This window comes from Nocardia mexicana NBRC 108244 (assembly GCF_001613165.1).
Lineage (GTDB): Bacteria > Actinomycetota > Actinomycetes > Mycobacteriales > Mycobacteriaceae > Nocardia > Nocardia mexicana.
In genome coordinates, this window is sequence record NZ_BDBV01000052.1 from 18,675 (window position 1) to 40,474 (window position 21,800).

23 protein-coding genes and 1 riboswitch are annotated in these 21,800 nt (G+C 69.2%); of the genes, 12 read left to right on the forward strand and 11 right to left on the reverse strand.

Features of this window, described 5'->3' with window-relative positions; genetic code table 11:
- The first annotated feature begins 30 nt into the window (after positions 1-30).
- The 3 genes from NM1_RS21025 (at position 31) to NM1_RS21035 (ending at position 4,741) form a co-directional block, all read left to right on the forward strand.
- Positions 31-975: an esterase/lipase family protein gene (locus tag NM1_RS21025; protein ID WP_068022327.1), complete on the forward strand. Its 945-nt coding sequence runs from the start codon at positions 31-33 to the stop codon at positions 973-975.
- Positions 976-1,215: 240 nt separating this feature from the next.
- Positions 1,216-3,762, forward strand: a complete 2,547-nt coding sequence (locus NM1_RS21030; RefSeq protein WP_068022330.1) for an ATP-dependent Clp protease ATP-binding subunit — start codon at positions 1,216-1,218, stop codon at positions 3,760-3,762.
- Between the two features lie 169 nt (positions 3,763-3,931).
- Positions 3,932-4,741, forward strand: a complete 810-nt coding sequence (locus tag NM1_RS21035; RefSeq protein ID WP_068022332.1) for a phytanoyl-CoA dioxygenase family protein — start codon at positions 3,932-3,934, stop codon at positions 4,739-4,741.
- A 39-nt stretch (positions 4,742-4,780) separates the two neighbouring features.
- Here NM1_RS21035 and NM1_RS21040 read toward each other — a convergent pair whose 3' ends face one another.
- From NM1_RS21040 to NM1_RS21050, 3 genes are all read right to left on the reverse strand, one after another.
- The gene (locus NM1_RS21040) at positions 4,781-5,062 is read right to left on the reverse strand and encodes a hypothetical protein (RefSeq protein ID WP_068022334.1); all 282 of its coding nucleotides are present in this window, start codon (positions 5,060-5,062) and stop codon (positions 4,781-4,783) included.
- A gap of 172 nt (positions 5,063-5,234) precedes the next feature.
- Positions 5,235-5,498: an SHOCT domain-containing protein gene (locus NM1_RS21045; RefSeq protein WP_068022336.1), complete on the reverse strand. Its 264-nt coding sequence runs from the start codon at positions 5,496-5,498 to the stop codon at positions 5,235-5,237.
- Between the two features lie 130 nt (positions 5,499-5,628).
- Positions 5,629-6,090 carry a YfbM family protein gene (locus tag NM1_RS21050; RefSeq protein ID WP_068022341.1) on the reverse strand — a complete coding sequence of 154 codons (462 nt, stop codon included), beginning with the start codon at positions 6,088-6,090 and terminating at the stop codon, positions 5,629-5,631.
- 143 nt (positions 6,091-6,233) lie between these two features.
- Here NM1_RS21050 and NM1_RS21055 point away from each other — a divergent pair, with 143 nt between their 5' ends.
- A complete protein-coding gene (locus tag NM1_RS21055) occupies positions 6,234-6,872 on the forward strand; it encodes a vWA domain-containing protein (protein WP_174556897.1) in 639 nt (212 codons plus the stop codon).
- 71 nt (positions 6,873-6,943) lie between these two features.
- Here the strand turns inward: NM1_RS21055 and NM1_RS21060 are convergent, their stop codons facing one another.
- A complete protein-coding gene (locus NM1_RS21060) occupies positions 6,944-7,606 on the reverse strand; it encodes a response regulator transcription factor (protein ID WP_068022345.1) in 663 nt (220 codons plus the stop codon).
- A 226-nt stretch (positions 7,607-7,832) separates the two neighbouring features.
- Positions 7,833-9,149: a sensor histidine kinase gene (locus NM1_RS21065; RefSeq protein ID WP_068022347.1), complete on the reverse strand. Its 1,317-nt coding sequence runs from the start codon at positions 9,147-9,149 to the stop codon at positions 7,833-7,835.
- 127 nt (positions 9,150-9,276) lie between these two features.
- Between NM1_RS21065 and NM1_RS21070 the strand changes: the two genes are divergently transcribed.
- Together NM1_RS21070 and NM1_RS21075 are read left to right on the forward strand one after the other, a co-directional pair.
- Positions 9,277-10,236: an ABC transporter ATP-binding protein gene (locus NM1_RS21070; protein WP_084519857.1), complete on the forward strand. Its 960-nt coding sequence runs from the start codon at positions 9,277-9,279 to the stop codon at positions 10,234-10,236.
- The gene (locus NM1_RS21075) at positions 10,233-11,114 is read left to right on the forward strand and encodes an ABC-2 transporter permease (protein WP_068022350.1); all 882 of its coding nucleotides are present in this window, start codon (positions 10,233-10,235) and stop codon (positions 11,112-11,114) included. Before NM1_RS21070 ends, NM1_RS21075 begins: the two co-directional genes overlap by 4 nt.
- A gap of 43 nt (positions 11,115-11,157) precedes the next feature.
- Here the strand turns inward: NM1_RS21075 and NM1_RS21080 are convergent, their stop codons facing one another.
- Positions 11,158-11,769: a TetR/AcrR family transcriptional regulator gene (locus NM1_RS21080; RefSeq protein WP_068022567.1), complete on the reverse strand. Its 612-nt coding sequence runs from the start codon at positions 11,767-11,769 to the stop codon at positions 11,158-11,160.
- A 72-nt stretch (positions 11,770-11,841) separates the two neighbouring features.
- Here NM1_RS21080 and NM1_RS21085 point away from each other — a divergent pair, with 72 nt between their 5' ends.
- Together NM1_RS21085 and NM1_RS21090 are read left to right on the forward strand one after the other, a co-directional pair.
- Complete coding sequence (locus NM1_RS21085) at positions 11,842-12,210, forward strand: DMT family transporter (RefSeq protein WP_246011496.1); 369 nt, start codon at positions 11,842-11,844, stop codon at positions 12,208-12,210.
- Between the two features lie 112 nt (positions 12,211-12,322).
- Positions 12,323-12,766: an OsmC family peroxiredoxin gene (locus tag NM1_RS21090; RefSeq protein ID WP_068022355.1), complete on the forward strand. Its 444-nt coding sequence runs from the start codon at positions 12,323-12,325 to the stop codon at positions 12,764-12,766.
- A 93-nt stretch (positions 12,767-12,859) separates the two neighbouring features.
- On the opposite strand, the gene NM1_RS21095 is transcribed toward NM1_RS21090, so the two are convergent.
- Together NM1_RS21095 and NM1_RS21100 are read right to left on the reverse strand one after the other, a co-directional pair.
- Positions 12,860-13,603 (reverse strand): CbtA family protein, encoded by a 744-nt coding sequence (locus NM1_RS21095; protein ID WP_068022356.1) that lies wholly within the window; start codon positions 13,601-13,603, stop codon positions 12,860-12,862.
- Complete coding sequence (locus tag NM1_RS21100) at positions 13,594-13,788, reverse strand: CbtB domain-containing protein (protein WP_068022360.1); 195 nt, start codon at positions 13,786-13,788, stop codon at positions 13,594-13,596. Before NM1_RS21100 ends, NM1_RS21095 begins: the two co-directional genes overlap by 10 nt.
- Before the next feature lie 38 nt (positions 13,789-13,826).
- Positions 13,827-13,967: riboswitch (cobalamin riboswitch) on the reverse strand.
- Here NM1_RS21100 and NM1_RS21105 point away from each other — a divergent pair.
- Positions 13,965-16,679, forward strand: coding sequence for a discoidin domain-containing protein (locus NM1_RS21105; RefSeq protein WP_246011497.1), 2,715 nt, complete (start codon positions 13,965-13,967; stop codon positions 16,677-16,679). It overlaps the preceding riboswitch by 3 nt.
- Before the next feature lie 82 nt (positions 16,680-16,761).
- Here the strand turns inward: NM1_RS21105 and NM1_RS21110 are convergent, their stop codons facing one another.
- Positions 16,762-17,079 (reverse strand): antibiotic biosynthesis monooxygenase family protein, encoded by a 318-nt coding sequence (locus NM1_RS21110; protein ID WP_068022365.1) that lies wholly within the window; start codon positions 17,077-17,079, stop codon positions 16,762-16,764.
- 56 nt (positions 17,080-17,135) lie between these two features.
- On the opposite strand from NM1_RS21110, the gene NM1_RS21115 reads away from it, so the two are divergent.
- The 3 genes from NM1_RS21115 (at position 17,136) to NM1_RS21125 (ending at position 20,418) form a co-directional block, all read left to right on the forward strand.
- Positions 17,136-17,879 (forward strand): alpha/beta fold hydrolase, encoded by a 744-nt coding sequence (locus NM1_RS21115; RefSeq protein ID WP_068022368.1) that lies wholly within the window; start codon positions 17,136-17,138, stop codon positions 17,877-17,879.
- A gap of 333 nt (positions 17,880-18,212) precedes the next feature.
- Positions 18,213-19,382 (forward strand): acyl-CoA dehydrogenase family protein, encoded by a 1,170-nt coding sequence (locus NM1_RS21120; RefSeq protein ID WP_068022371.1) that lies wholly within the window; start codon positions 18,213-18,215, stop codon positions 19,380-19,382.
- Between the two features lie 226 nt (positions 19,383-19,608).
- Positions 19,609-20,418 (forward strand): enoyl-CoA hydratase/isomerase family protein, encoded by an 810-nt coding sequence (locus NM1_RS21125; RefSeq protein WP_068022373.1) that lies wholly within the window; start codon positions 19,609-19,611, stop codon positions 20,416-20,418.
- A gap of 7 nt (positions 20,419-20,425) precedes the next feature.
- Here the strand turns inward: NM1_RS21125 and NM1_RS21130 are convergent, their stop codons facing one another.
- Positions 20,426-20,722: a DUF4190 domain-containing protein gene (locus NM1_RS21130; RefSeq protein WP_068022376.1), complete on the reverse strand. Its 297-nt coding sequence runs from the start codon at positions 20,720-20,722 to the stop codon at positions 20,426-20,428.
- 62 nt (positions 20,723-20,784) lie between these two features.
- Positions 20,785-21,753, reverse strand: coding sequence for a 23S rRNA (guanosine(2251)-2'-O)-methyltransferase RlmB (rlmB, locus tag NM1_RS21135; protein ID WP_068022378.1), 969 nt, complete (start codon positions 21,751-21,753; stop codon positions 20,785-20,787).
- Between the last annotated feature and the right edge of the window lie 47 nt (positions 21,754-21,800).

Genomic DNA, 21,800 nt, shown 5'->3' on the forward strand with positions numbered 1-21,800 from the left:
CCCAGAACACGTTCCAGTTTGGGAGGGATCATGCGGCGGTTACCGGGATCTTTGCTGGTCATCATGGCCCTGGTCGCATTGTCGGTGGGTTTGGCGAGCCCGGCTCGGGCCGACTATCCGGTCGTCTACAACTTCTTCGCCGGGATCCCGAACGAGCTGCGGCATCCGGGCGGCTCGCTGCCGGGGTCGAACGACTGGTCGTGCCGCCCCACTCCCGAACACCCGGATCCCGTCGTGCTGGTGCACGGAACCGGCGGTGGCGCCCAAACCAATTGGGGCGTATACGTTCCGCTGCTGGCGAACGAGGGGTACTGCGTCTACTCGCTGACCTACGGCGCCCTCGACCTGCCGTGGCCGCTGTCGGCGATCGGCGGGATGCGCCCGATCGAGCAGAGCGCGGCGCAGGTCGCGGCCTTCGTCGGGCGGGTGCGCGCGGCGACCGGGGCCGCGAAGGTCGACCTGATCGCTCATTCGCAGGGCAATATCGTCGGCAACTACTTCGTGAAGCGGCTGGGCGGTGCGGAGCAGGTGAACCGCTTCGTCGCCCTCGCCGCACCCTGGCTGGGCACCTTCGATCCGATGATGGACCCGGTGCGTGCCTTCGCGCGGCAGCTCGGTGCCGAACCCGCCGTCGACGCGATGCTGAGCGCGGGGCTGTGCGCGCCCTGCGCCCAGATGGCCGGGCACACCGAATTCATGAACGCGCTGCTCAGCGATGGCGTCTACGACCCGAACGTCGAGTACACCAATATCGAGACGGTCTACGACGAACTGATCGTGCCGTACACCGTGGGTCTCACGCCGGGCCCCCGGACGACGAACGTCCTGGTGCAGGACGGCTGCCCCGCCGACTACTCCGATCACGCGGGGATAGCGGGCAGCGAACGGGCCGCGACCGTCGCGCTCAACGCCCTGGATCCGGAGCATCCGCGGCCGGTGCCCTGCCGATTCGCCCCACCTCTCACCGGTGGGTAGGGCAAAGTCCCTGTTCGCTGTCGGCGTACGTCCTGGCGAAACGATCCGGGCAACGGTCGCGTTATGACTGAATGACTCGTGTTGTCGCCGGTTCGCAATAGGGTGGACGGACGACGGCCGTGACCCCCGCCAACTAGAGTGGAGGCGGGGGATGTGACCCCAGGGCTTCATGGCAGGCTGACGCTCAGTCGACTGAAGCGCCGGTAGGCCGTAGAAAGCGGAGCAGGAAGTGAGGGAGCGATGTTCGAGAGGTTCACCGACCGCGCTCGGCGGGTCGTTGTCCTGGCCCAGGAAGAAGCCAGGATGCTCAACCACAACTACATCGGCACCGAGCACATCCTGCTGGGCCTGATTCACGAGGGTGAAGGTGTCGCGGCGAAGTCCCTGGAGTCTCTGGGGATTTCGCTCGAGGGTGTGCGTTCGCAGGTCGAGGAGATCATCGGCCAGGGCCAGCAGGCGCCGTCGGGGCACATTCCGTTCACCCCGCGCGCCAAGAAGGTGCTGGAGCTGTCGCTGCGCGAGGCGCTGCAGCTCGGCCACAACTACATCGGCACCGAGCACATCCTGCTCGGCCTGATCCGCGAGGGTGAGGGTGTCGCGGCGCAGGTGCTGGTGAAGCTGGGCGCCGACCTCAACCGGGTGCGCCAGCAGGTCATCCAGCTGCTGTCCGGCTACCAGGGCAAGGAGCCGGTGGAGTCCGGCGCCCGCGGGGAGTCGGGTACGCCGTCCACCTCGCTGGTGCTCGACCAGTTCGGCCGCAACCTGACGCAGGCCGCGCTCGAGGGCAAGCTCGACCCGGTCATCGGCCGCTCGAAGGAGATCGAGCGCGTCATGCAGGTGCTGAGCCGCCGCACCAAGAACAACCCGGTGCTGATCGGCGAGCCCGGTGTCGGTAAGACCGCCGTGGTTGAGGGCCTGGCGCAGGCCATCGTGAACGGCGAGGTCCCGGAGACGCTGAAGGATAAGCAGCTCTACACCCTCGACCTGGGTTCCCTGGTCGCGGGCAGCCGCTACCGCGGTGATTTCGAGGAGCGCCTGAAGAAGGTGCTCAAGGAGATCAACACCCGCGGCGACATCATCCTGTTCATCGACGAGCTGCACACGCTGGTCGGTGCGGGCGCCGCCGAGGGCGCGATCGACGCGGCGTCGATCCTGAAGCCGAAGCTGGCCCGCGGCGAGCTGCAGACCATCGGCGCCACCACCCTCGACGAGTACCGCAAGTACATCGAGAAGGATGCCGCGCTGGAGCGCCGCTTCCAGCCGGTGCAGGTGGGCGAGCCGACGGTCGAGCACACCATCAACATCCTGAAGGGCCTGCGCGACCGGTACGAGGCGCACCACCGGGTGTCCATCACCGACGGTGCCCTGGTCGCGGCCGCCACGCTGGCCGACCGCTACATCAACGACCGGTTCCTGCCGGACAAGGCGATCGACCTGATCGACGAGGCCGGTGCGCGCATGCGCATCCGTCGCATGACCGCCCCGCCGGACCTGCGCGAGTTCGACGACAAGATCGCCGACGCCCGCCGGGAGAAGGAAAGCGCGATCGACGCGCAGGACTTCGAGAAGGCCGCGCGGCTGCGCGACAAGGAGAAGCAGCTCGTCGCCAAGCGTGCCGAGCGCGAGAAGCAGTGGCGTTCCGGCGATCTGGATGTCGTGGCCGAGGTCGACGACGAGCAGATCGCGGAGGTGCTGGCCAACTGGACCGGTATCCCGGTGTTCAAGCTCACCGAGGAGGAGACCACCCGTCTGCTCCGCATGGAGGACGAGCTGCACAAGCGGATCATCGGCCAGGAGGATGCGGTCAAGGCCGTCTCCAAGGCCATCCGCCGCACGCGCGCCGGTCTGAAGGATCCGAAGCGTCCCTCGGGCTCGTTCATCTTCGCCGGTCCGTCCGGTGTCGGTAAGACCGAGCTGTCCAAGGCGCTGGCGAACTTCCTGTTCGGCGACGACGACGCGCTCATCCAGATCGACATGGGCGAGTTCCACGACCGCTTCACCGCCTCGCGGCTGTTCGGTGCCCCTCCGGGCTACGTCGGCTACGAGGAGGGCGGCCAGCTCACCGAGAAGGTGCGCCGCAAGCCGTTCTCGGTCGTGCTGTTCGACGAGATCGAGAAGGCCCACCAGGAGATCTACAACACCCTGTTGCAGGTCCTGGAGGACGGCCGCCTCACCGACGGTCAGGGTCGCACGGTCGACTTCAAGAACACCGTGCTGATCTTCACCTCGAACCTCGGCACCTCGGATATCTCGAAGGCCGTGGGTCTGGGCTTCACCCAGTCCAACAGCGAGGGCTCGAACTACGAGCGGATGAAGCTGAAGGTCAACGACGAGCTGAAGAAGCACTTCCGGCCCGAGTTCCTCAATCGCATCGACGACGTGATCGTGTTCCACCAGCTCACCACGGAGCAGATCGTGGAGATGGTGGACCTGATGATCGGCCGCGTCGGCGTGCAGCTGAAGAACAAGGACATGGAGATGGAGCTGACCGACCAGGCCAAGAGCCTGCTCGCGAAGCGCGGCTTCGACCCGGTGCTGGGCGCCCGCCCGCTGCGCCGGACCATCCAGCGCGAGATCGAGGACCAGCTGTCGGAGAAGATCCTGTTCGGCGAGCTCGGTGCCGGCCAGATCGTCGAGGTCGACGTGGAAGGCTGGGACGGCGAGAGCGCCGGCGAGGACGCCAAGTTCACCTTCACCGGTCGGGCCAAGCCGCCGAAGCCGGTCGAGGACGAGGAGCAGCCGGTCGAGGTGCTGGCCGGAGACTCCGCGGCGGCGTCCGGGGAGTAAGTCCATCCGCAAAGCCCCGTTCCACCAGGTTTGCCTGGGGAGCGGGGCTTTTGCGTTGTCCGGCCGTCGGGCATTGTTCGACTCGCAATGGCGGGTCCCGGAGAAATTCGGTGGCGGCGCGTCCGGCGGGTGAGGCATCGTCGAAGCGGATCGACGACGAAAGGACCGCATGCTCTCCGAGGAACAGATCGAGGCGTTCGTCGCGGACGGATTCGTGAAGGTGGAGGGGGCGTTCCCCCGTGCGGTGGCCGAGGCCGGGCGGGAGATCCTGTGGCGGGCAACGGGATGCGACCCGGACGATCCGTCGACGTGGACGCAGCCGGTGATCCGCCTCGGCGATCATGCCGAGGAACCGTTCCGGCAGGCGGTGAACACCCCGGCGCTGCGGGAGGCCTTCGATCAGCTGGTCGGGGCGGGCCGATGGTGGCCTCGGGGGAGCCTCGGCACCTTCCCCGTCCGATTTCCCAGCAGCGCCGAGCCCGGTGACGACGGCTGGCATGTCGACGCGAGTTTCGAAGGCGACGATCCGGCGAACTTCCTGACCTGGCGGCTCAATCTGTGGTCGAAGGGACGGGCGCTGCTGATGCTCTTCCTGTTCTCCGATGTGGGCGCGGACGATGCCCCGACGCGCATCCGTGTCGGATCGCATCTGCGGCTGCCGAGTGTCCTGGAGCCGTTCGGCGCACCGGGTGTCCCGATGGGGGAGTTGGCCGATACCTACGCGGCCACCGCCGACCTTCCGGAGGCGACCGCCACCGGCGAGGCCGGAGACGTCTACCTGTGCCACCCCTTCCTCGTGCACGCCGCCCAGCCCAACCGGACGGGCCGCCCGAAGTTCATGGCCCAGCCGCCGCTGATCCTCCGCGAGCCGTGTGTACTGAACCGGCCCGACGGCGCGTATTCGCCTCTGGAACAGGCGATTCGGCGAGGACTACACGCTCCGATCGACCCGTCGTCCGCTCAGGTTCTCGGGCAGTAGAGCGTCCAGGGCCTGTGCGGCCGAATCCCTTGCAGCTCTTCAGGAGCGCGTCATTCCGCGGTAGCGGGTGGACGCAGGGTTGGTGACGAGGGCGAGGGCGCCCAGGACAGCCCCGGTGTAGCCGAGGAGGGCCGCGTAATGGCCTGCGGGCAGGGCCGGGCCCAGGAGACTTCCTATCCCCGCGCCTGCCGCCGCTCCGGCCGCGGCACCGATCAGGCCGGTCAGCGCAGCCCGCGCGAGCGGGGTGTGCCCGACGACCGCACCGGCGAACACACCGACGATCAGTCCGATGAGCAGCACCGACAAGATCGGTACGAGCATGGCGGTATCTCCTGTTCCGCGTGGTCGGGTGTGATTACCAGACTTCCGGAACATCGGCCGGCGCGGCATCGGGGATCACCCGGAACCACACCCTGATTCCCTGGTCAGCGCAGCCGCTCGGGCCGTGCGGCCGAGCGGCTCCCCGTGCCGGAGAAGCCACCCGGAGCCGGGGCTACCGGCGCGGGCGGCGAGTGCGGCGCAGCACCTCCAACCGGGTCAGGTACTGGTCCTCGTCGATCTCGCCGCGTGCGAACGCCGACCGCAGGGTGCCGACGCCGCGGTCGCGCCACCGGGCCCGCCGGGAGACGAACACGAAGGCGATGACGGCGAGCCAGAACATGACCGGGAAGATCCAGAAGAACGGCCAGGGGTGCCAGCCGTCGTTGTAGTGGTCGGCCAGGAGGGACACGGCCTCGGGACTTGCGTAGATGTTCATGGCTCCCAGCTTGTTCCGAACCGCCGCCGGTGACATCGGCGCGCGAGCGACAAACGGAATACGTCTGTGCACGTAGTCAGGCCCGGACGTGCGTGGTCCGCGTCTTCGTCCGGACGCCGTGGCGGACGCCTCAGCCGAAGGACATGACGGCGCCGGACCCACCGGCGGCGGCGAACTCGAAGAATCGCCTCAGGTGCAGGTAGTTCGTGCGCAGGTAGTCCAGGGCGTCGTCGCCGTCGTGCCAGATGCTGGGGTAGACCTCCTGCGCCGTCATCTGCTCGGCGTCGAAGTGTCGCGCCAGCTGCTCGAACGGGGTGTTGCGCAGCACGTCCGCGGTTTCGTGCACAAGTACGGCGTCCCACGCGCTCAGCGTGCCGTCGGAACCGATCGACTCGCCGTCCAGGAACAGATCGATCTCCAGGTGCGCGCATTCGAACAGGTAGCGCAGCCCGTCCCAGGCCTTGTCGATATAGCCGTCCGGTTCCCCGTCCCGGTCCAGCTCCCACAGGAATTCGTGCACATTCTCCGGATTCGCGCCGATCCGGTCCAGTTCGGCGGGCGTCACCCGGCTGAACGACATCACCATGCCCATCGCAGATCCCCCAATCGCTCGCAGCAGATGTTTCGAGCGCTCACGCTAGACCGGGGGTCCGACAGATTCGCCGAGCTCGAACGGGCCCGAGCCGGCGCGCGTACCGTGGGTGGCGCCCGCGCAAACGATCCGAGAGTGCACCGATGACCGATCCCGACCTGACACTCATCGCCGTCCTGCTCGACCGCTCCGGTTCCATGCAGTCGATCAAGTCCGATACCGAGGGCGGCTTCGCCGCGTTCCTCGACGAACAGCGCGCGGTGCCGAAGCGCATCGAGGTGACCCTGGCCCGGTTCGACACCGAATACGAACAGCTGTACGCGAATTGTCCACTGGCACAGGTGCCTCCGCTGCAACTGCAGCCGCGCGGGATGACCGCCCTCTACGATGCGGTCGGCCGACTGGTCACCGAGGTCGGCGCGGAACTGGCGCAGCGCCCCGAGGACAGGCGCCCGAGCACCGTGATCGTCGTCGTGCTCACCGACGGCCACGAGAACTCCAGCAGGGAATGGTCACACGCGGCGGTCAAGTCGCTGATCACCCAGCAGCAGGAGGTGTACAGCTGGAACTTCCTGTTCCTGGGGGCGAATATGGACGCCGTCGCGATCGGCACCGAGATGGGCTTCGATCCGCGGCAGGCCATCACCTACGCCGCCGCTCCGGGCGGGGTGGCCGGGGTGTTCCGGGCCGCCGCGGGCAATTCGGCGAGGCTGCAGTCCGGCCTCGGCGCGCCGGTCGGTTTCACGGAAGACGAACGGCAGCAGTCGAATCCGGGCGGATAATTCTGCTTCCGACGGCAGCGTACCCGCGCCGCCGAGCACGGGTCGTCGGCGGGTTCGTGCACGGCCGACCTTCACTGCCAGCCCGGCCGCACCAGTCCCGACTCGTAGGCCATGACCACCAGCTGCGTCCGGTCGCGGGCGTTGAGCTTCAACAGGATTCGGCTCACGTGCGTGCGCGCGGTGGCAGGGCTGAGGAACAGCCGCTCGGCGATCTCGGCGTTGGTGAGGCCCTCGGCGACCAGCGCCATCACCTCGCGTTCGCGATCGGTGAGTTCCGACAGCTCGGCGGCCGGCGCGGGCTTTGCGCGCGAGGCAAATTCGGAGACCAGGCGCCGGGTCACGCTGGGGGACAGCAGCGCATCGCCCGCGGCCACTACCCGCACCGCCTTCACCAGATCGGCCGGTTCGGTGTGCTTGACGAGGAAACCCGTTGCGCCCGAGCGCATTGCCTCGAAGACGTACTCGTCGAGCTCGAAGGTGGTGAGCACCACCACCTTCACCTCGGATAGCGCGGCGTCGGCCGCGATCTCGCGCGTGGCGGCCAGGCCGTCCAGCACCGGCATGCGGATATCCATGAGCACCACATCCGGCCGCAGCTCGCGCGTCATCCGGACGGCCTGCTCCCCGTTGTCGGCCTCGCCGACCACCTCGATCCCGTCCTGCGCACCCAGCAGCGCCACGAACCCACCGCGCACCAACGCCTGATCGTCGGCCACCAGCACCCGAATACTCACCGCACCTCCCGATACCGAAGCTCATTCACGAAGCCCACCGACGGGGATAGCCGCACCCCTGCCGTGCTCCCGCACCCCGCACAAGCTCCGCAGCGGGTGCGTGAACACGCATGGGGTGCGAGACGGTCGGCCCTCGCGCCCCGTGTCTGTTCCTGCACCCCGTACAAGCGTTGCAGCGGGTGCGGGAACGCGCAGAGGGTGCGACGGGGTCGCGGTGTGGCTCGGGTCATCGGGCGTCTCCGGAGGTGGTGGAGTCGTCGAGGTGCGGGATCGGGAGATCGGCGTGGACGCGGAAGCCGCCGTCGGGGCGCGGTCGCGCAGTCAGCTCGCCGCCGAGGGCGTGGGCCCGCTCGATCATGCCGGGTATCCCGTTGCCGCCTCCGGCTCCGGACTGTGGGGAAGTCTCAGGGGCACCGGTGTTTCCGTGGTCCGTCGACTGCCGAGATGGCTCCGAGAAGCCCGTGCCGTCACGAGCCGTGAACTGCTGTGGAGACGCCGGGCAATTCTGCCCGGCCCCGATGTCGTCGATGGTCAGGTGCAGGGTGTCGGGGGAGAAGTCCACGGTGACAACGGCTTCGGCGCCGGGTGCGTGGCGCAGCACATTGGTCAGCGACTCCTGGACGATGCGGGCGGCCGCGCCGTCGAGCACCGCGGGCAGGCGCTGGGGAGTGCCGCGGGTCTCGGTTCGCACTGTCAGCCCGGCGGCGCGTGCGGGGCCGAGCAGCGTCTCCAGGTCGGTGATGCCGACGGCCGGGGTTGTCGGCGCCGCAACGGTTTCCGCGCCGGACCGGATCGAGCGCAGCAGCGCGTGCACCTCGCCGAGGGCGTCGCGGCTGGTCTGTTTGATCGCCGCCAGCGAGGTGGCCGCCTGGTCGGGCTTGCGGTCCAGCAGTTCCAGCGCCACCGACGACTGCACGTTGATCACCGACAGGCTGTGCGCCAGCACATCGTGCAGATCGCGGGCGATGGCCAGACGCTCCTCGGTGGCGCGCTGCTCGCGCTGGGCCAGCTCGCGGGCCCGCTCCGCCTCCTCGTTGCGCCGCGCGACCTCGGCCCGCTGCCGCCGCGCCACCAGCACCGCCCGGCGCTGCCTGATTCCCTCCGCCATCGCGACCAGCACGCTCAGCCACGCCAGCAGACCGGCCGCCTGCCAGCTGTTGGTCGAATACCCGCGCAGGGCCGGAATCGGCCACACCATCAGTAGGTATCCGAGCGGCAGCAGCGGGTAGGTGTACCAGCGTGACCCCCGGCCGGCCGCGGTGAGGAAGGCGATGACCAGAGAGATGAAGATCGGCCCGTAGCCGTAGCCGACCAGCAGGTATATGGCCGTGGCCGCCAGTACCCCATAGAGCACGGCCTGCGGGTAGCGGCGGCGGACCACCAGCAGCAGCGGCCCGGCCACCAGCAGCACGTAACCGAGCGCGTCGAGGGCGCGGGTCCCGCTCTGATGCACGTTCGCCGCGCTGCCACCCGCCAACTGCGCGACGGCGACGACGACCGCGGGCAGCACATCCCGCAAACCCGGCCACACCCTCGACTCCACACCCGAACGGTAGCGCCGCCACACCGCGAACGGGAGCTACGCACCGCGAATTACGTCCAGATACGTACGCCGGGTCACGCCGGACGGCGGATGTGTCGACCCTGGTCGCGGGCGGATTCTCAATGGCATGAACGATTCGGTACGAGACAGCGACGGCAGGTCCGCCCGCGCCGCGTCGGCGCCCGACACGGCCGCGGTCGTGGTGACCGATGCCCTGACCAAGACCTACGGCACCCACACCGCCGTCGACGCCGTCGGCATGACGGTCCACGCCGGTGAGATCTACGGCTTCCTCGGCCCCAACGGCGCCGGGAAGACCACGACCCTGCGCATGCTGGTCGGCCTGATCCGGCCCACCTCCGGCGCGGCCACGGTGCTGGGAAGCCACCCGGGCGACCCGGAAACGCTGCGACGCATCGGCGTTCTGATCGAGGGTCCGGGCTTCTACCCGTACCTGTCCGGCCGCGACAACCTGCGGCTGCTCGCCCGCTACCGCGGCGTCGAGCGCGACGGCGTGGAGCAGGCGCTGGAGCGGGTGGGCCTGGCAGATCGGGCGCACGACAAATTCCGCACCTATTCGCTGGGGATGAAGCAGCGGCTCGGCGTGGCCGCGGCGCTGCTGGGGCGTCCGGACCTGCTCATCCTCGACGAACCCACCAACGGGCTCGATCCGGCCGGGATGGCCGAGATGCGGGAGCTCATCACCGGACTCGCCGCCGACGGGCACACCGTCGTGCTGTCCTCTCACCTGCTCAGCGAGGTGCAGGAGATTTGCGACCGCGTCGGCGTCATCTCGCGGGGCCGTCTGCTCACGGAGGCGACGGTGAGCGAATTGCGCGGTGCGGCAACGCTTTTCCTGCGTGCCGAACCGGTGGAGCTGGCCTTCCCCGCCGTGCGGCGGGTGGTGGGCGATCGATCCGCGTTGCTGACCGCCGCCGGCATCAGAGTGGATGCCGGTACGGCAATGGCGCCGACGGTGGCGCGCGCGGTGATCGAGGCCGGTGCGGATCTGCTGGAGCTGCGCACCGACGAAAAGTCGCTGGAGGAAGTGTTTTTCGAGATGACGAAACTGGAGGAAGCGGTATGAGCCTCAGGCAGGCAACCGGATACAGCGGCGTGCGCGATGTGCTGGCCTGCACCGCCGCGGAACTCGATCGGCTGCGCAAGTGGCCCGCGTTCTGGGTCGTGCTCGGCACCTGGATTCTGCTGAATCTCACCTTCGCGTACCTGTTCAACTACCTGGCATACACCACGGGCGACAGTTCGCGGATGTCGAACGGGCAGCCGCGTGACGTATTGCTCCAGTTGATGCTGCCCGCCGCCGTGCCGGAGGTGTTCACGCAGGGCATGGCGATGTTCGGCGGTGCGCTGATGCTCGTGCTCGGCGCGATGGTCACCGGTAGCGGATACGGTTGGGGCAGTTGGAAAACCGTCCTCACACAGGGGCCCGCCCGGGTCAGCGTGATGGCCGGAACCGTATTGGCGCTGGCCGCCGTGGTGGTCGCGCTGGTCTGCGCGGCGTTCGTGATCGACACCGGGGTGGCCGCGGTGATCGGCTCCGTGCAGGACGGTTCGCTGGCGCTGCCGTCGCCGGGCCGGGCGCTGCTCGGGATAGTCACGGGCACGGTCATTCTCGGGATGTGGACGCTGGCCGGTGCGCTGGTCGGCGCCATCGCCCGAGGTCCCGCGCTGGCCGTCGGTCTCGGCCTGGTCTGGGTGCTGGTGGTGGAGAATCTGCTGCGCGGCGTCGGGGCGATCTTCTCGCCGATCCAGGCGATCACCGACTACCTGCCCGGTACGGCGGCCGGATCGCTGGCCGGTGCGATGCGCACGGTCGGAGGCTCGGCGACGCCCGGGGTACTGGACGTCCTGTCCCGACCGGTGTCGTTCGCGGTGCTCGGTGTGTACATCGCGGTATTCGTCGGCGCCACCGTGTGGTTGGTCAAGCGCCGCGACATGGTCTGAGCCGCAAGATAATACGTAGCCGCTGATGGGAAACCATCAGCGGCTACTCGTGTTTCGAACTCGAACCGAGGACTCCGTACGCCAGCCGTTCCAGGGCTGCGGTGATCTGCTCGGGGGTCAGTTTGCGGGAGCGCTGGCGGCGGTAGACCTCGGCGGAGAGCGGGGCGAGCAGGATGTCGATCAGCGAATCCGGTTCCGGCACTTCGGCTTCCGTCAGGAGCGCGCGGACGTGGGCGTGCCAGAATCCGTACGCCCCGGTCGCGAAGCGGGCGCCGCCGCTCTCGGCGCCCAATACCAGCGGCGAGTGCGTTTCCAGCAGCTCGACCATCGCGGCATAGAAGGCGGCCAGGCGCTCGGCCGGTGCGGCGCCGGGGCCGAGCGGGGGTGGGCCGCCGAGCAATTGCTCCTGCAGGGCGCGTTCGTGTTCGTCCAGCAGCGCGAGAGCGATGGAGGCGACGTCGGGGTAGCGGCGGTAGAGGGTGCCGCGTCCGACCCCGGCGGCCTTGGCCACGTCGTCCATCGTCACCGTGCGGGGGTCGCGGGCCGCGAACAGACCGGCCGCCGCGGCGCGGATCTTCGCCCGGTTGCGCGCGGCGTCGGCCCGCTCGACGGGATCGCTGGGAGCCCGCGCGAACAGGTCGGATCGGGAGGTCATGGGCGCCACTGTAAGCCACCGGGAATATGTGGACAATACGTCCGGTTGAGTCGGCCATAAGGATATGTGGACATGATGTCCACATATGTGGAGCGCTCCACCGCGATGAGGAGTACCGAAATGAACTGGCTGATCCTGGTTTTCGCGAGTCTGATCGAGATCGCCTGGTCGCAGAGCATCAAGCCGACACAGGGATTCACCAAGCCGCTGCCGACCCTGCTCTGCTTCGTGCTGGCCGCCGCGGCGGTGTATCTGCTGTCGCGGGCGATGCAGACGCTGCCGGTCGGCACCGCGTACGCCGTGTTCACCGGCATCGGCGCGGTCGGGGCCATCGGGCTGGGGATCGTTGTGCACAAGGATCCGTTCAGCGCCGGTCGGGCGCTGGCGCTGGCGATGATCGTCGGGGGCATCGTGCTGGCCCGCGTGACGAACCCGGAATGAGCGGGATCATCGGTGCGGGTCGGCGGGCGTGCCCGCGAAGGAGTACGGGCGGGCGGCCGAGCGGGTAGGTTCGGTCGAGACGGCAATCCATTCCGACTGTGAAAGGACAGTGATGCCAACACGTACCGCGCGCACCGCTTGGACCGGGGGCCTGCAGGATGGCTCGGGCCAGGTCGAGCTGGCGAGCTCCGGCGTCGGCAAGTTCGACGTGTCGTTCCCGAAGCGGACCGCCGACACCGCCGATGGCACCACCAGCCCGGAGGAACTGATCGCCGCCGCGCATTCGTCGTGCTATGCCATGGCGCTGTCGGGCCAGATCGGCAACGCCGGCGGCACGGTGCAGAGCCTGGACGTCAACGCCGATGTCACGCTGGGCCCGGATCCGGCGGGCGGCTTCCACATCAGCACCATCAAGCTGACCGTCCGCGGCAAGGTCGACGGGCTGGACGCCGCGGGTTTCCAAGCCGCCGCCGAGGGCGCCAAGACCGGCTGCCCGATCAGCAAGGCCCTGGCCGGTGTCGGCACCATCGAACTGGACGCCGCGCTGGAATCCTGACGAGGTAGCGACGGGTGCCGGGCGGCCATGCGCCCGGCGCCGACGGAACGAGGGCGGTGCGATCGCACCGCCCTCGACGTTCATCGGGCCCGATTACGCGGCGACCGCCGCCCGCTTGCGATCCGCGAACTCCGTGAGCGTCGCGAAGGCCAGGCCCAGCACCGCCCACAGCGTGGCCGACACGGCCAGCGACGACACCCGGAACTGCCACAGCAGCGTGGCCGGGAAGTCGTCCTTCACCTCGTTCACCCCGGGCAGCGCGATGTACCCGATCGCCGTCACGGCCACGAAGGCCGCCACCGCACCGGCGAATCGGACCGTGCTCAGCTGCGCGGACAGCAGGCGGTGCACGAATACCGCGGCGCCGACCGCCGCCAGCCCGAGCAGAACCGCCGCCACCCACAGCAGGGTGCGCTCGTTGATCGTGTCCGGCTCGCCCACCGCGGGGGGATTGGCCGGGTACTTGAAGAACGGCACCGCGGTGATCGCGAGCCAGCCGCACAATCCCAGTGCCACAGCCAGTTTCGGCCCCGGCAGGCTGGTGTGGCGGCGGGCGAAGTTGGCCGCCGCGGCGAAGATCGCGCCCAGTGCCAGCCCGGACAGTCCGAGTGCGAGGAATTCGCCGAACTTCTGCCCGCCGCGGCTGACCAGTGGTTCTTCGGACTCTTCGTGGGAGTGGCCGCCCTCCGCGGCGCCGGCGGCCTCCTCGATGGCGATGGCCGATTCGACCTTCGGCTCGCCGATGACGAACCCCACGGTGCCCGCCAGCAGCCCGGCGATGAGTCCGGCCAGCAGGCCGCGTAGGAGCAGGGTCTTGAGCGAACCGGTCAGTGGCACGGCACGCCCAGCAGGTGTCGCCCGTCGTGCATCAGCTCGTGCAGGTACATCCCGCTCTGGGAGACCGCGCCCTGATCGAAGCCGACCAGGTACAGCGTGAGCAGTGCCAACAGGACGACGCCTACCGCAACGAGCACGGTGGCGAGCGAATCGGTTGCGCGGCTGGGGGCGTGCGCGATGGCCATGGTGGTCCTCCTTCGGGGATGGTCGCGTCCCCGCGAGCGGGTCTAGCAACGACGGTGCCGATGTCTGGCTCGCCGGCGGATGAGGCCGGATTACAGTGGCGCGACCGCCCCGGAATCGCACCGGGTTACCGCGTCACCGTCGCTGTGGTCACCTGAACTGTGACACCCTGAGTTATGTGGCGTCAACTGCGCGATCGTCATTCGGCCGCCGCCCCCGGCTGCTGATCGGTATCGTCGCGGCGATCGTGACCGTGCTGGTCGTCGCCGCGATCGTGGTTGCGGTGCGTTCGCGGTCCGGGGAATCGCCGCTGTCCTATCCCTGCCCTGGGGACTCCGTTTCCGCCGAGCCGGGGTGGGCGCCGTCCTCGGAGTCGTTCGCCGCGGGCTTCGAGGCGCACCCGTTCGTCGGCAACGGTTATCTCGGCCTGCGGTTGCCGCCCGCCGGGACCGGGTACGCCGAGACCGGTGAGCGCACCGGCTGGCCGCTGTACACCCCGCGCTACGACGGTGCGTTCGTGGCCGGACTGTACGGGCGCGAACCGGCGCTCGCCGACGGGCTGACGGTGGCCGCGGCACTGCCGAACTGGTCGACGCTGCAGGTGCGGGTCGGCGACGAAACCTTTTCTCCGGCAACGCCACCCGCCCAGGTATCGAACTTCCGGCAGACCCAGCTCCTGCGCTGCGGCATGGTGCGGACCGAGCTGACCTGGACCACGCGCGACGGCCGCGCCACGGATCTGGCCTACGACGTGTTCGCCGATCGCACCGATCAGCATTCCGCCGCAGTGCATCTCACCGTCACGCCGCACTGGGACGGGCAGGTGACCGTGACCGATCTGCTCGATTTCACCGGTGCCCGCCGCATCGATCGAACCGGGTTCTCGTCCCCGCGGCCCGCCACGGTCAATGCCGAATTCCGCACCCGGGCAACGAATGTGGTCGGCAATGTGGCCTCGGTGCTGGCCGCCGACGGTTCTGTGCGGCCGCAGGAGTCCGGTCAGCAGGCGACATCGGCCGTCACGTCCGGGAGGCCCTACGAGGTCACCAAGTTCGTCGGCGTCGACACCGGGCTCACCGCCGCCGACCCCGGCCGCTCCGCGATGGAGGCCGCGCGCCGGGCCGCCGACCGGGGATGGCCGAATCTGCTTGCCGCACAGGCGCAGGCGTGGCGCGGGTTGTGGGAGTCCGATATCGAAGTGCCCGGCCGCCCGGATGTGCAGCGCTGGACTCGTAGCGCGCTGTACTCGCTCTACTCGGCCACGAATCCGCGGCAGGACAACAGCCTGTCGCCGACCGGGCTGAGCAGTGACAACTATGCCGGTCTGGTCTTCTGGGATGCCGACATCTGGATGTATCCGGGGCTGCTGCAGTTACAGCCGGAGCTGGCGCGGTCGGTGGTCGAGTACCGCTACAAGACCCTGCCGGGCGCCCGCGAGAACGCCCGGCGCCTCGGCTATCCCGGCGCGTTCTATCCGTGGACCAGTGCGAGCACCGGCGACCTGTGGAGCGAATGCCACAGCTGGTCGCCGCCGCACTGCGTGACCCAGATCCACCTGCAGGGCGATGTGTCGCTGGCCGCGTGGCAGTACTACCTGGCCACCAAGGACGTCGGCTACCTGCGCGACCGCATCTGGCCGATCATGTCGAGCCTCGCCGAATTCTGGGCCGCCCGTGCGACTCCGAACCCGGACGGCAGTTTCTCGATCCGCGATGTCGCCGGGCCGGACGAGTACAGCAACGGCGTCGACGACGGGGTGTACACCAATGGCGTTGCCGCCGTGGCGCTTCGGAACGCGGTCACGGCGGCGCGGATCGTCGGCGCGCCCGCACCGGCGGAATGGACGGCGGTCGCCGATCGGCTGCGCATGCCGTTCGACGCCCGCGACGGCATCTTCCTGCAGTACGAGGGCTACCGCGGATCGGAGATCAAGCAGGCCGATACGGTGCTTCTGCAGTATCCGCTGGAGTGGCCGATGCCGCCGCAGGTGGCGGCGAAGACGCTGGACTACTACGCCGAGCGCACCGATCCGGACGGGCCCGCCATGACCGACTCGGTGCATCAGATCGACGCCGCGGCCAACGGTGAGGCGGGCTGTTCGGTGGGCACCTATCTCGATCGTTCGGCCCGCCCCTTCGCCCGCGAGCCTTTCGGGCAGTTCGCCGAAGCGCGCGGCGAGAAGGCGGGTGCCACGGATCCGCACGCCGGTGCCCCCGCATTCTATTTCACAACGCTCGCAGGCGGTTTCGTGCAGGAGTTCACCAACGGGCTGGTGGGACTGCGCCTTCGCGAGGACCGGGTGCGGCTGGACCCGCTGCTCCCGCCGCAGCTTGCCGACGGGGTGACGGTGCGCGGATTGGATTGGCAGGGAAGGGTTTTCGATGTCGCTGTCGGTCCCCGGCACACCACGGTCACGCTTCGGTCCGGAGACCCGCTGCCGGTGGAGACCGCCGAGGGCATTCGCCGGGTCGAGTCGGGACGCCCGCTCGAGCTGCCGACCCGCCGCCCCGATCTGGACCCCACCGCCGATGCCGCACAGTGCAAGACGGCCATGGCGTCGAGCGAACAGCCCGGCGATTACGCGGAGGCCGCCGTCGACGGCGATACCGCCACCAGCTGGCTGCCCGCCGCCGACCGGGCCGAGCTGACCGTCGACCTGGGCGCGGTCGGCGCCGTCACGCGAGTGACACCGCTGTGGAACGGGCCTGCCCCGGCATCGTCCGAGATCGCGATCTCCCGCGACAACCGGACCTGGGTTACTGTGCCGCGCAACGAAAACGGCGAGCTGACGACCCCCTCCTACGCCCGCTACGTCCGTATCCGGCTCACCGGCGCCGATCCAGCCGCCGATGCGGGCATCCGCGAACTCGACGTCACCACCGCGCCGGGGTAGCCGCTGGAGCATGCCGGGACCTCGCCGTGGATTCCGGCCGAAGCATGCCGGAATGGCGGAGCGGTCCCGGGCTCGCCCGGCGCTACTCGGCGGCGGACTTCGCGGGGACGTCCAGGACGACCTCGAATTCCAGCAGCGATGCCCCGGAGGCCACCGGCTTGCGGGCCTGGCCCGCGTGCGCCTCCTTGGCCGGGCCGTCGCGCCACGCGGCGAACGACTCCTCCGAATCCCACTGCGTGACAACGAAGTACCGCTCGTCCCCGGCGACCGGCCGCAACAGCTGGAAACCGAGGAATCCGGGGGAGTTCTCCACCGCGTGTGCCCGCGCGGCGAACCGCTTCTCCAGCTCGGGGCCCGCGCCCTCGGGAATCTCGATCGCATTGATCTTCACAACAGCCATGCGCACCAGGCTAGCGCTCGCGCACCCGCACCTTCCGCGGACGTATCGTCGAGGCGATGTTGTACGACGAGGGTGGCGCCGGGGCGCCGATTCTGTTGCTGCACGGGCTGATGGGCAGCGCCCGGACCTGGCGTGCGCATCTGGACTGGCTGCGGGAGTTCGGACACGTGTACACCTTCGATGCCGCGGGTCACGGCCGTCCGGCACCCGCGGAGCTGAGCACCGAGGCGTTCGTCGCCGACCTCGCGACGGCCACCGCGGAGATTCCCGAACCCATGGTGGTGATCGGGCATTCGATGGGCGGGCTGCACGGCTGGGTATTCGCGGCGGAGTATCCCGAGCGGGTGCGGGCCCTCGTGGTCGAGGACATCGCCCCGGACTTCCGCGGCCGCACCGCCCGCGACTGGGCCGCCATGATCGAGGCCTGGCCGCAGCCTTTCCCCGATGCCGACGCCATGCTGGACTTCTTCGGCCCGGTGGCCGGGCGATACTTCCTGGAATCGTTCGAGCACGGCCCCGACGGCTACCGCCTGCACGGCGACGTGACCACCTTCCGCGACATCTCCGAGGAATGGGGTACCCGGGACTTCTGGGACCAGTGGCGCGCCGTAAAGGCCCCCGCGCTGCTGTTCGAGGGCGAGCACACCATCACCCCACCGGGCCAGATGCGCGAAATGGCACAGGTGCACCCCGGCGCCCGATACGAACTGGTCGCCGACGCCGGGCACCTGGTGCACGACGATCAACCCGCCGTCTACCGCGCCGAGGTCGAGCGATTTCTGCGAGAGGTGCTCGACTGAACCGCCGATGCGTCCAAGGCCGATATGCGGGAGACCCGACCATCCTGCTCACAACTCGTGGAGCTGAGACCGCGCGACCTGGCCGCCCGTTGCGGCGGGCTCCCGCTTCCCGTCGCTCGACGCCGAGCGCGCGCCGTCACGGGCAGGTGCGAAGCTGGCTCCGGGCGCTTGCGGTGAACTGAAATTCCACGGATATTTGCGAGAAGGGCCTTGGTTACATGCGCAAATATGTGGTGAAGTGAGCCGCCAATCGGTTTGATGGCGGTCGCCTGCAGTCCAGGGGGACCGCCGTCGTATGCTCGTCGCACGCCCCCGAACGAAGGTGACCACACGATGATCGACTTCTCGATTCCCGCCGACCTCGCCGCCGAACGCGACCGGATTCGCCAGTTCGTCATCGACAAAATCGTTCCCTACGAGCGCGACGCCCGGCTGACCGCGCATGGCCCGAACGACGAACTGCGCCAGGAGCTCGTCGAGCTGGCCCGCGCCGAGAAGCTACTGACCGTCCAGGCCCCGGTGGAACTCGGTGGGCGCGGCCTGTCGCATATCGAACAGGCCGTGCTGTACGAGGCGGCCGGTTGGTCCACCCTCGGCCCGGTCGCGATGAACTGCGCCGCCCCCGACGAGGGCAATATGTTCCTGCTCTCCAAGGTCGCGAACCAGGAGCAGACCGACCGCTACCTGATGCCGGTGATCAACGGCCACCAGCGCTCGGTCTTCGCCATGACCGAACCCGGCGGCGCCGGGTCCGACCCGGGCCAACTGGCCACCACCGCCACCTTCGACGGCGAGAACTTCACCGTCAACGGCCGCAAATGGCTCATCACCGGCGCCGACGGGGCCAAGACCTGGATCATCATGGCGCGGCTGGAGGCCAACCCGCACCTGCCCGAAGGCCCGACGCTGTTCCTGACCGAGGGCGACGCCCCAGGCATCGTCATCGAACGCACCATGAACACCATGGATCGCAACTACGTCGGTGGCCACGGCGTGGTGCGCTTCGAGAACCTGGTGCTGCCGAAGGAATCGGTGCTCGGCGAGACCGGCCAGGCGATGCGGTACGCGCAGCTGCGGCTGGCCCCCGCCCGGCTCACCCACTGCATGCGCTGGCTCGGCGCCGCCGAACGCGCCCAGAGCATCGCCGTCGACTACGCCAAGACCCGGACCGCCTTCGGCAAGCCGATCGGCGAACACGAGGGCGTGTCGTTCATGCTGGCCGACAACGAGATCGCGCTGCACCAGTGCCGCCTGACCATCTGGCACGCCTGCTGGCTGATGGACCAGGGCCACAAGGCCCGCCACGAGAGCTCGATGGCCAAGTCGTACGTGTCCGAGGAACTGTTCAAGGTGACCGACCGCTGTGTGCAGGTGCTCGGCGGCATCGGGATCAGCGACGAGACCGTGGTCGAGATGATCTTCCGCGATATGCGCGCGTTTCGGCTGTACGACGGGCCGACGGAGGTCCACAAGTGGGCGATCGGGCGGCGGGTGCTGCGTTAGTCGGCGGTTCGCTCCGGCTCGCTCCTGCGTCGCATTGCCGGGCTCTGTTGGTGGGTCGTGGGTTGACAGTGTCAGCCCTTGCCTCGCGGGTTGCGTGGGTGGGGAGGGTCGTGATCTTGTTGATCGCGGTGTTACGGACGCTGTCCGGTCCGGCAGGGTTTCCCGGCGGTGCGGCCGGGCCCGAACCCGGGCGCGGGCAGCGGCAACAGAACTAGGATCTTCTCGTATGAGTTCGGAATTGCACGTCGATGTCTCTGCCGGAATCGCCGTGCTCACGCTCAACCGTCCCGCTCAGCAGAACGCCTTCACTCCGACGATGGCCGCCGAGCTCGGCACGGCGCTGCGGCGCTGCGATACCGAGGACGCCATCCGCGCGGTGATCATCACCGGCACCCCGCCCGCCTTCTGTGCCGGGGCCGATCTGTCCAACCGGGTCGGCGACGTCACCGGCACCATCGATCCGGCGCCGTGGCGGATCCGCAAGCCGGTGATCGCGGCCGTCAACGGGCATGCCGTCGGGATCGGCCTGGCGCTCGCGCTGCAGTGCGACCTGCGGTACATGGCCCGCGATGCCGTATACGGGCTCAACCAGGTCCGGCGCGCGGTCGTCGCGGACGGATACGCGCACTGGACGCTGCCGCGGCTGGTCGGCATGGCCAACGCGGCCGACATCATGCTCACCGGCCGCACCTTCGACGGCGACGAGGCCAAGGCGATGGGCCTGGCCAACAGCTGCCTGTCGGCCGGTGAGGTGCTGCCGACGGCGCTCGCGGTCGCGCACGATATCGCCGGTGGCTCGGCGCCGCTGCCGGTCGCGCTGTCCAAGCGGCTGCTGTGGGAGAGCCTGGGCATGAGCGCCGAGGCGGTCGGCCGGTTGGAGACCGATCTGAACAACTACGCGGCCCAGAGCGTGGACGGCGGCGAGGGCATGGCGGCCCTGCGCGACCGGCGCCAGCCGAAGTGGACCGGCAGCGTCAGCGCCGAGTGGCCCGCCTGGGGAGTTCCGATCGAGCCGGACCGGCCCGGCTTGGGCTGATCCCGGCTCAGGCGTTGCCGCCGACCAGCATGAACATGAACAGGATCCCGACCAGCACCATCAGAACGGTGCCGACGATGCCCAGGATGTAGCCCACCAGCACCTGCATGCGACCGCCGATCTGGCCGCCGGAGGCCTCGATCTGGTCCAGCGCCCGCTTGCCCATCGTCCACGCCACGGGACCCAATGCGCCGCAACAGAATATGCTCAGCGCCCCGAGCAGCAGGATCGTTGTCGCGTGTGGGTGCTCGACCGGGTTCCCGATCTGCTGCTGCTCGAGCCAGTAGTACGGGGGCTGGTTCATGGCCACCGATCAAGTCTATGGGGACAAGCCCGGCGAAAGCGCGCTGACGCGCAAGGTCGCGGTCAGATTCGGCGCTGCCGGGCGATATCGGCCAGCACCACACCCGCGGCCACCGAGGCGTTCAGCGACTCCACCGGACCCGCCATCGGAATGCTGAGGATGCTGTCGCAGGTGTCTCGGACCAGGCGCGACAGGCCCTTGCCCTCCGAGCCGACCACCACGACAGTCGGTGCGCTGCCGTCGAATTCGTCGAGCGTGGTGTCCCCGCCCGCGTCCAGGCCCACGATCTGCAGCCCGGCGTTGGCGTAATCCTTCAGTGTGCGAGTCAGATTGGTGGCGCGGGCCACGGGCAGCCGGGCCGCGGCGCCCGCGCTGGTGCGCCACGCCACCGCCGTCACGCTGGCGCTGCGGCGCTGCGGAATCACCACGCCGTGTCCGCCGAAGGCCGCCACCGAGCGGATCACCGCGCCCAGGTTGCGCGGGTCGGAGATGTTGTCCAGGGCCACCAGCAGCGCCGGTTCCGGTGCGCCGCGGGCGGCATCCAGCAGATCGTCGGGATGCGCGTAGCGGTACGGCGGGACCTGCAGCGCCATGCCCTGATGCAGCCCGTTGCTGCTCATCTTGTCCAGGTCGGTGCGCGGCACCTCCAGGATCGAGATCCCGGTGTCCGCGGCGAGTTTCACGGCCTCGGTGAGCCGCTCGTCGTTCTCGGTGCCGACCGCGACGTACAGCGCGGTCGCGGGCACACCGGCGCGCAGGCACTCCACCACGGGATTACGGCCCAGCACCAGTTCCGGACCGCCGTCGCCCTTGCGGGTGCCGGGCCGCCCCGCGGGGCGGCCCTTCGCCGGTGCGGCCTTGGCCGCGGCCGCCGCTCGCTTGGCGGCCGGGTGGTACTTGCGCGCGGTCGCCGGTGGGGTCGCACCCCGGCCCTCTAGGCCGCGGCGGCGCTGCCCGCCGGAGCCGACCGTCTGGCCCTTCTTGGTGCCGCCCTTGCGGATTGCGCCCCGCCGCTGCGAATTGCCTGCCATCAGTACGCCTTCCGAGCCGTAGGGGACACCCGTGCGCGAGGAGACGC

Excerpts from the sequence above, each read along its gene's own strand:
- NM1_RS21025 (WP_068022327.1), top strand. The coding sequence starts at position 31 with ATGCGGCGGTTACCGGGATCTTTGCTGGTCATCATGGCCCTGGTCGCA.
- NM1_RS21030 (WP_068022330.1), top strand. The coding sequence starts at position 1,216 with ATGTTCGAGAGGTTCACCGACCGCGCTCGGCGGGTCGTTGTCCTGGCC.
- NM1_RS21035 (WP_068022332.1), top strand. The coding sequence starts at position 3,932 with ATGCTCTCCGAGGAACAGATCGAGGCGTTCGTCGCGGACGGATTCGTG.
- NM1_RS21040 (WP_068022334.1), bottom strand. The coding sequence starts at position 5,062 with ATGCTCGTACCGATCTTGTCGGTGCTGCTCATCGGACTGATCGTCGGT.
- NM1_RS21045 (WP_068022336.1), bottom strand. The coding sequence starts at position 5,498 with ATGAACATCTACGCAAGTCCCGAGGCCGTGTCCCTCCTGGCCGACCAC.
- NM1_RS21050 (WP_068022341.1), bottom strand. The coding sequence starts at position 6,090 with ATGGGCATGGTGATGTCGTTCAGCCGGGTGACGCCCGCCGAACTGGAC.
- NM1_RS21055 (WP_174556897.1), top strand. The coding sequence starts at position 6,234 with ATGACCGATCCCGACCTGACACTCATCGCCGTCCTGCTCGACCGCTCC.
- NM1_RS21070 (WP_084519857.1), top strand. The coding sequence starts at position 9,277 with ATGAACGATTCGGTACGAGACAGCGACGGCAGGTCCGCCCGCGCCGCG.
- NM1_RS21075 (WP_068022350.1), top strand. The coding sequence starts at position 10,233 with ATGAGCCTCAGGCAGGCAACCGGATACAGCGGCGTGCGCGATGTGCTG.
- NM1_RS21080 (WP_068022567.1), bottom strand. The coding sequence starts at position 11,769 with ATGACCTCCCGATCCGACCTGTTCGCGCGGGCTCCCAGCGATCCCGTC.
- NM1_RS21085 (WP_246011496.1), top strand. The coding sequence starts at position 11,842 with ATGATGTCCACATATGTGGAGCGCTCCACCGCGATGAGGAGTACCGAA.
- NM1_RS21090 (WP_068022355.1), top strand. The coding sequence starts at position 12,323 with ATGCCAACACGTACCGCGCGCACCGCTTGGACCGGGGGCCTGCAGGAT.
- NM1_RS21100 (WP_068022360.1), bottom strand. The coding sequence starts at position 13,788 with ATGGCCATCGCGCACGCCCCCAGCCGCGCAACCGATTCGCTCGCCACC.
- NM1_RS21110 (WP_068022365.1), bottom strand. The coding sequence starts at position 17,079 with ATGGCTGTTGTGAAGATCAATGCGATCGAGATTCCCGAGGGCGCGGGC.
- NM1_RS21115 (WP_068022368.1), top strand. The coding sequence starts at position 17,136 with ATGTTGTACGACGAGGGTGGCGCCGGGGCGCCGATTCTGTTGCTGCAC.
- NM1_RS21120 (WP_068022371.1), top strand. The coding sequence starts at position 18,213 with ATGATCGACTTCTCGATTCCCGCCGACCTCGCCGCCGAACGCGACCGG.
- NM1_RS21125 (WP_068022373.1), top strand. The coding sequence starts at position 19,609 with ATGAGTTCGGAATTGCACGTCGATGTCTCTGCCGGAATCGCCGTGCTC.
- NM1_RS21130 (WP_068022376.1), bottom strand. The coding sequence starts at position 20,722 with ATGAACCAGCCCCCGTACTACTGGCTCGAGCAGCAGCAGATCGGGAAC.
- rlmB (WP_068022378.1), bottom strand. The coding sequence starts at position 21,753 with ATGGCAGGCAATTCGCAGCGGCGGGGCGCAATCCGCAAGGGCGGCACC.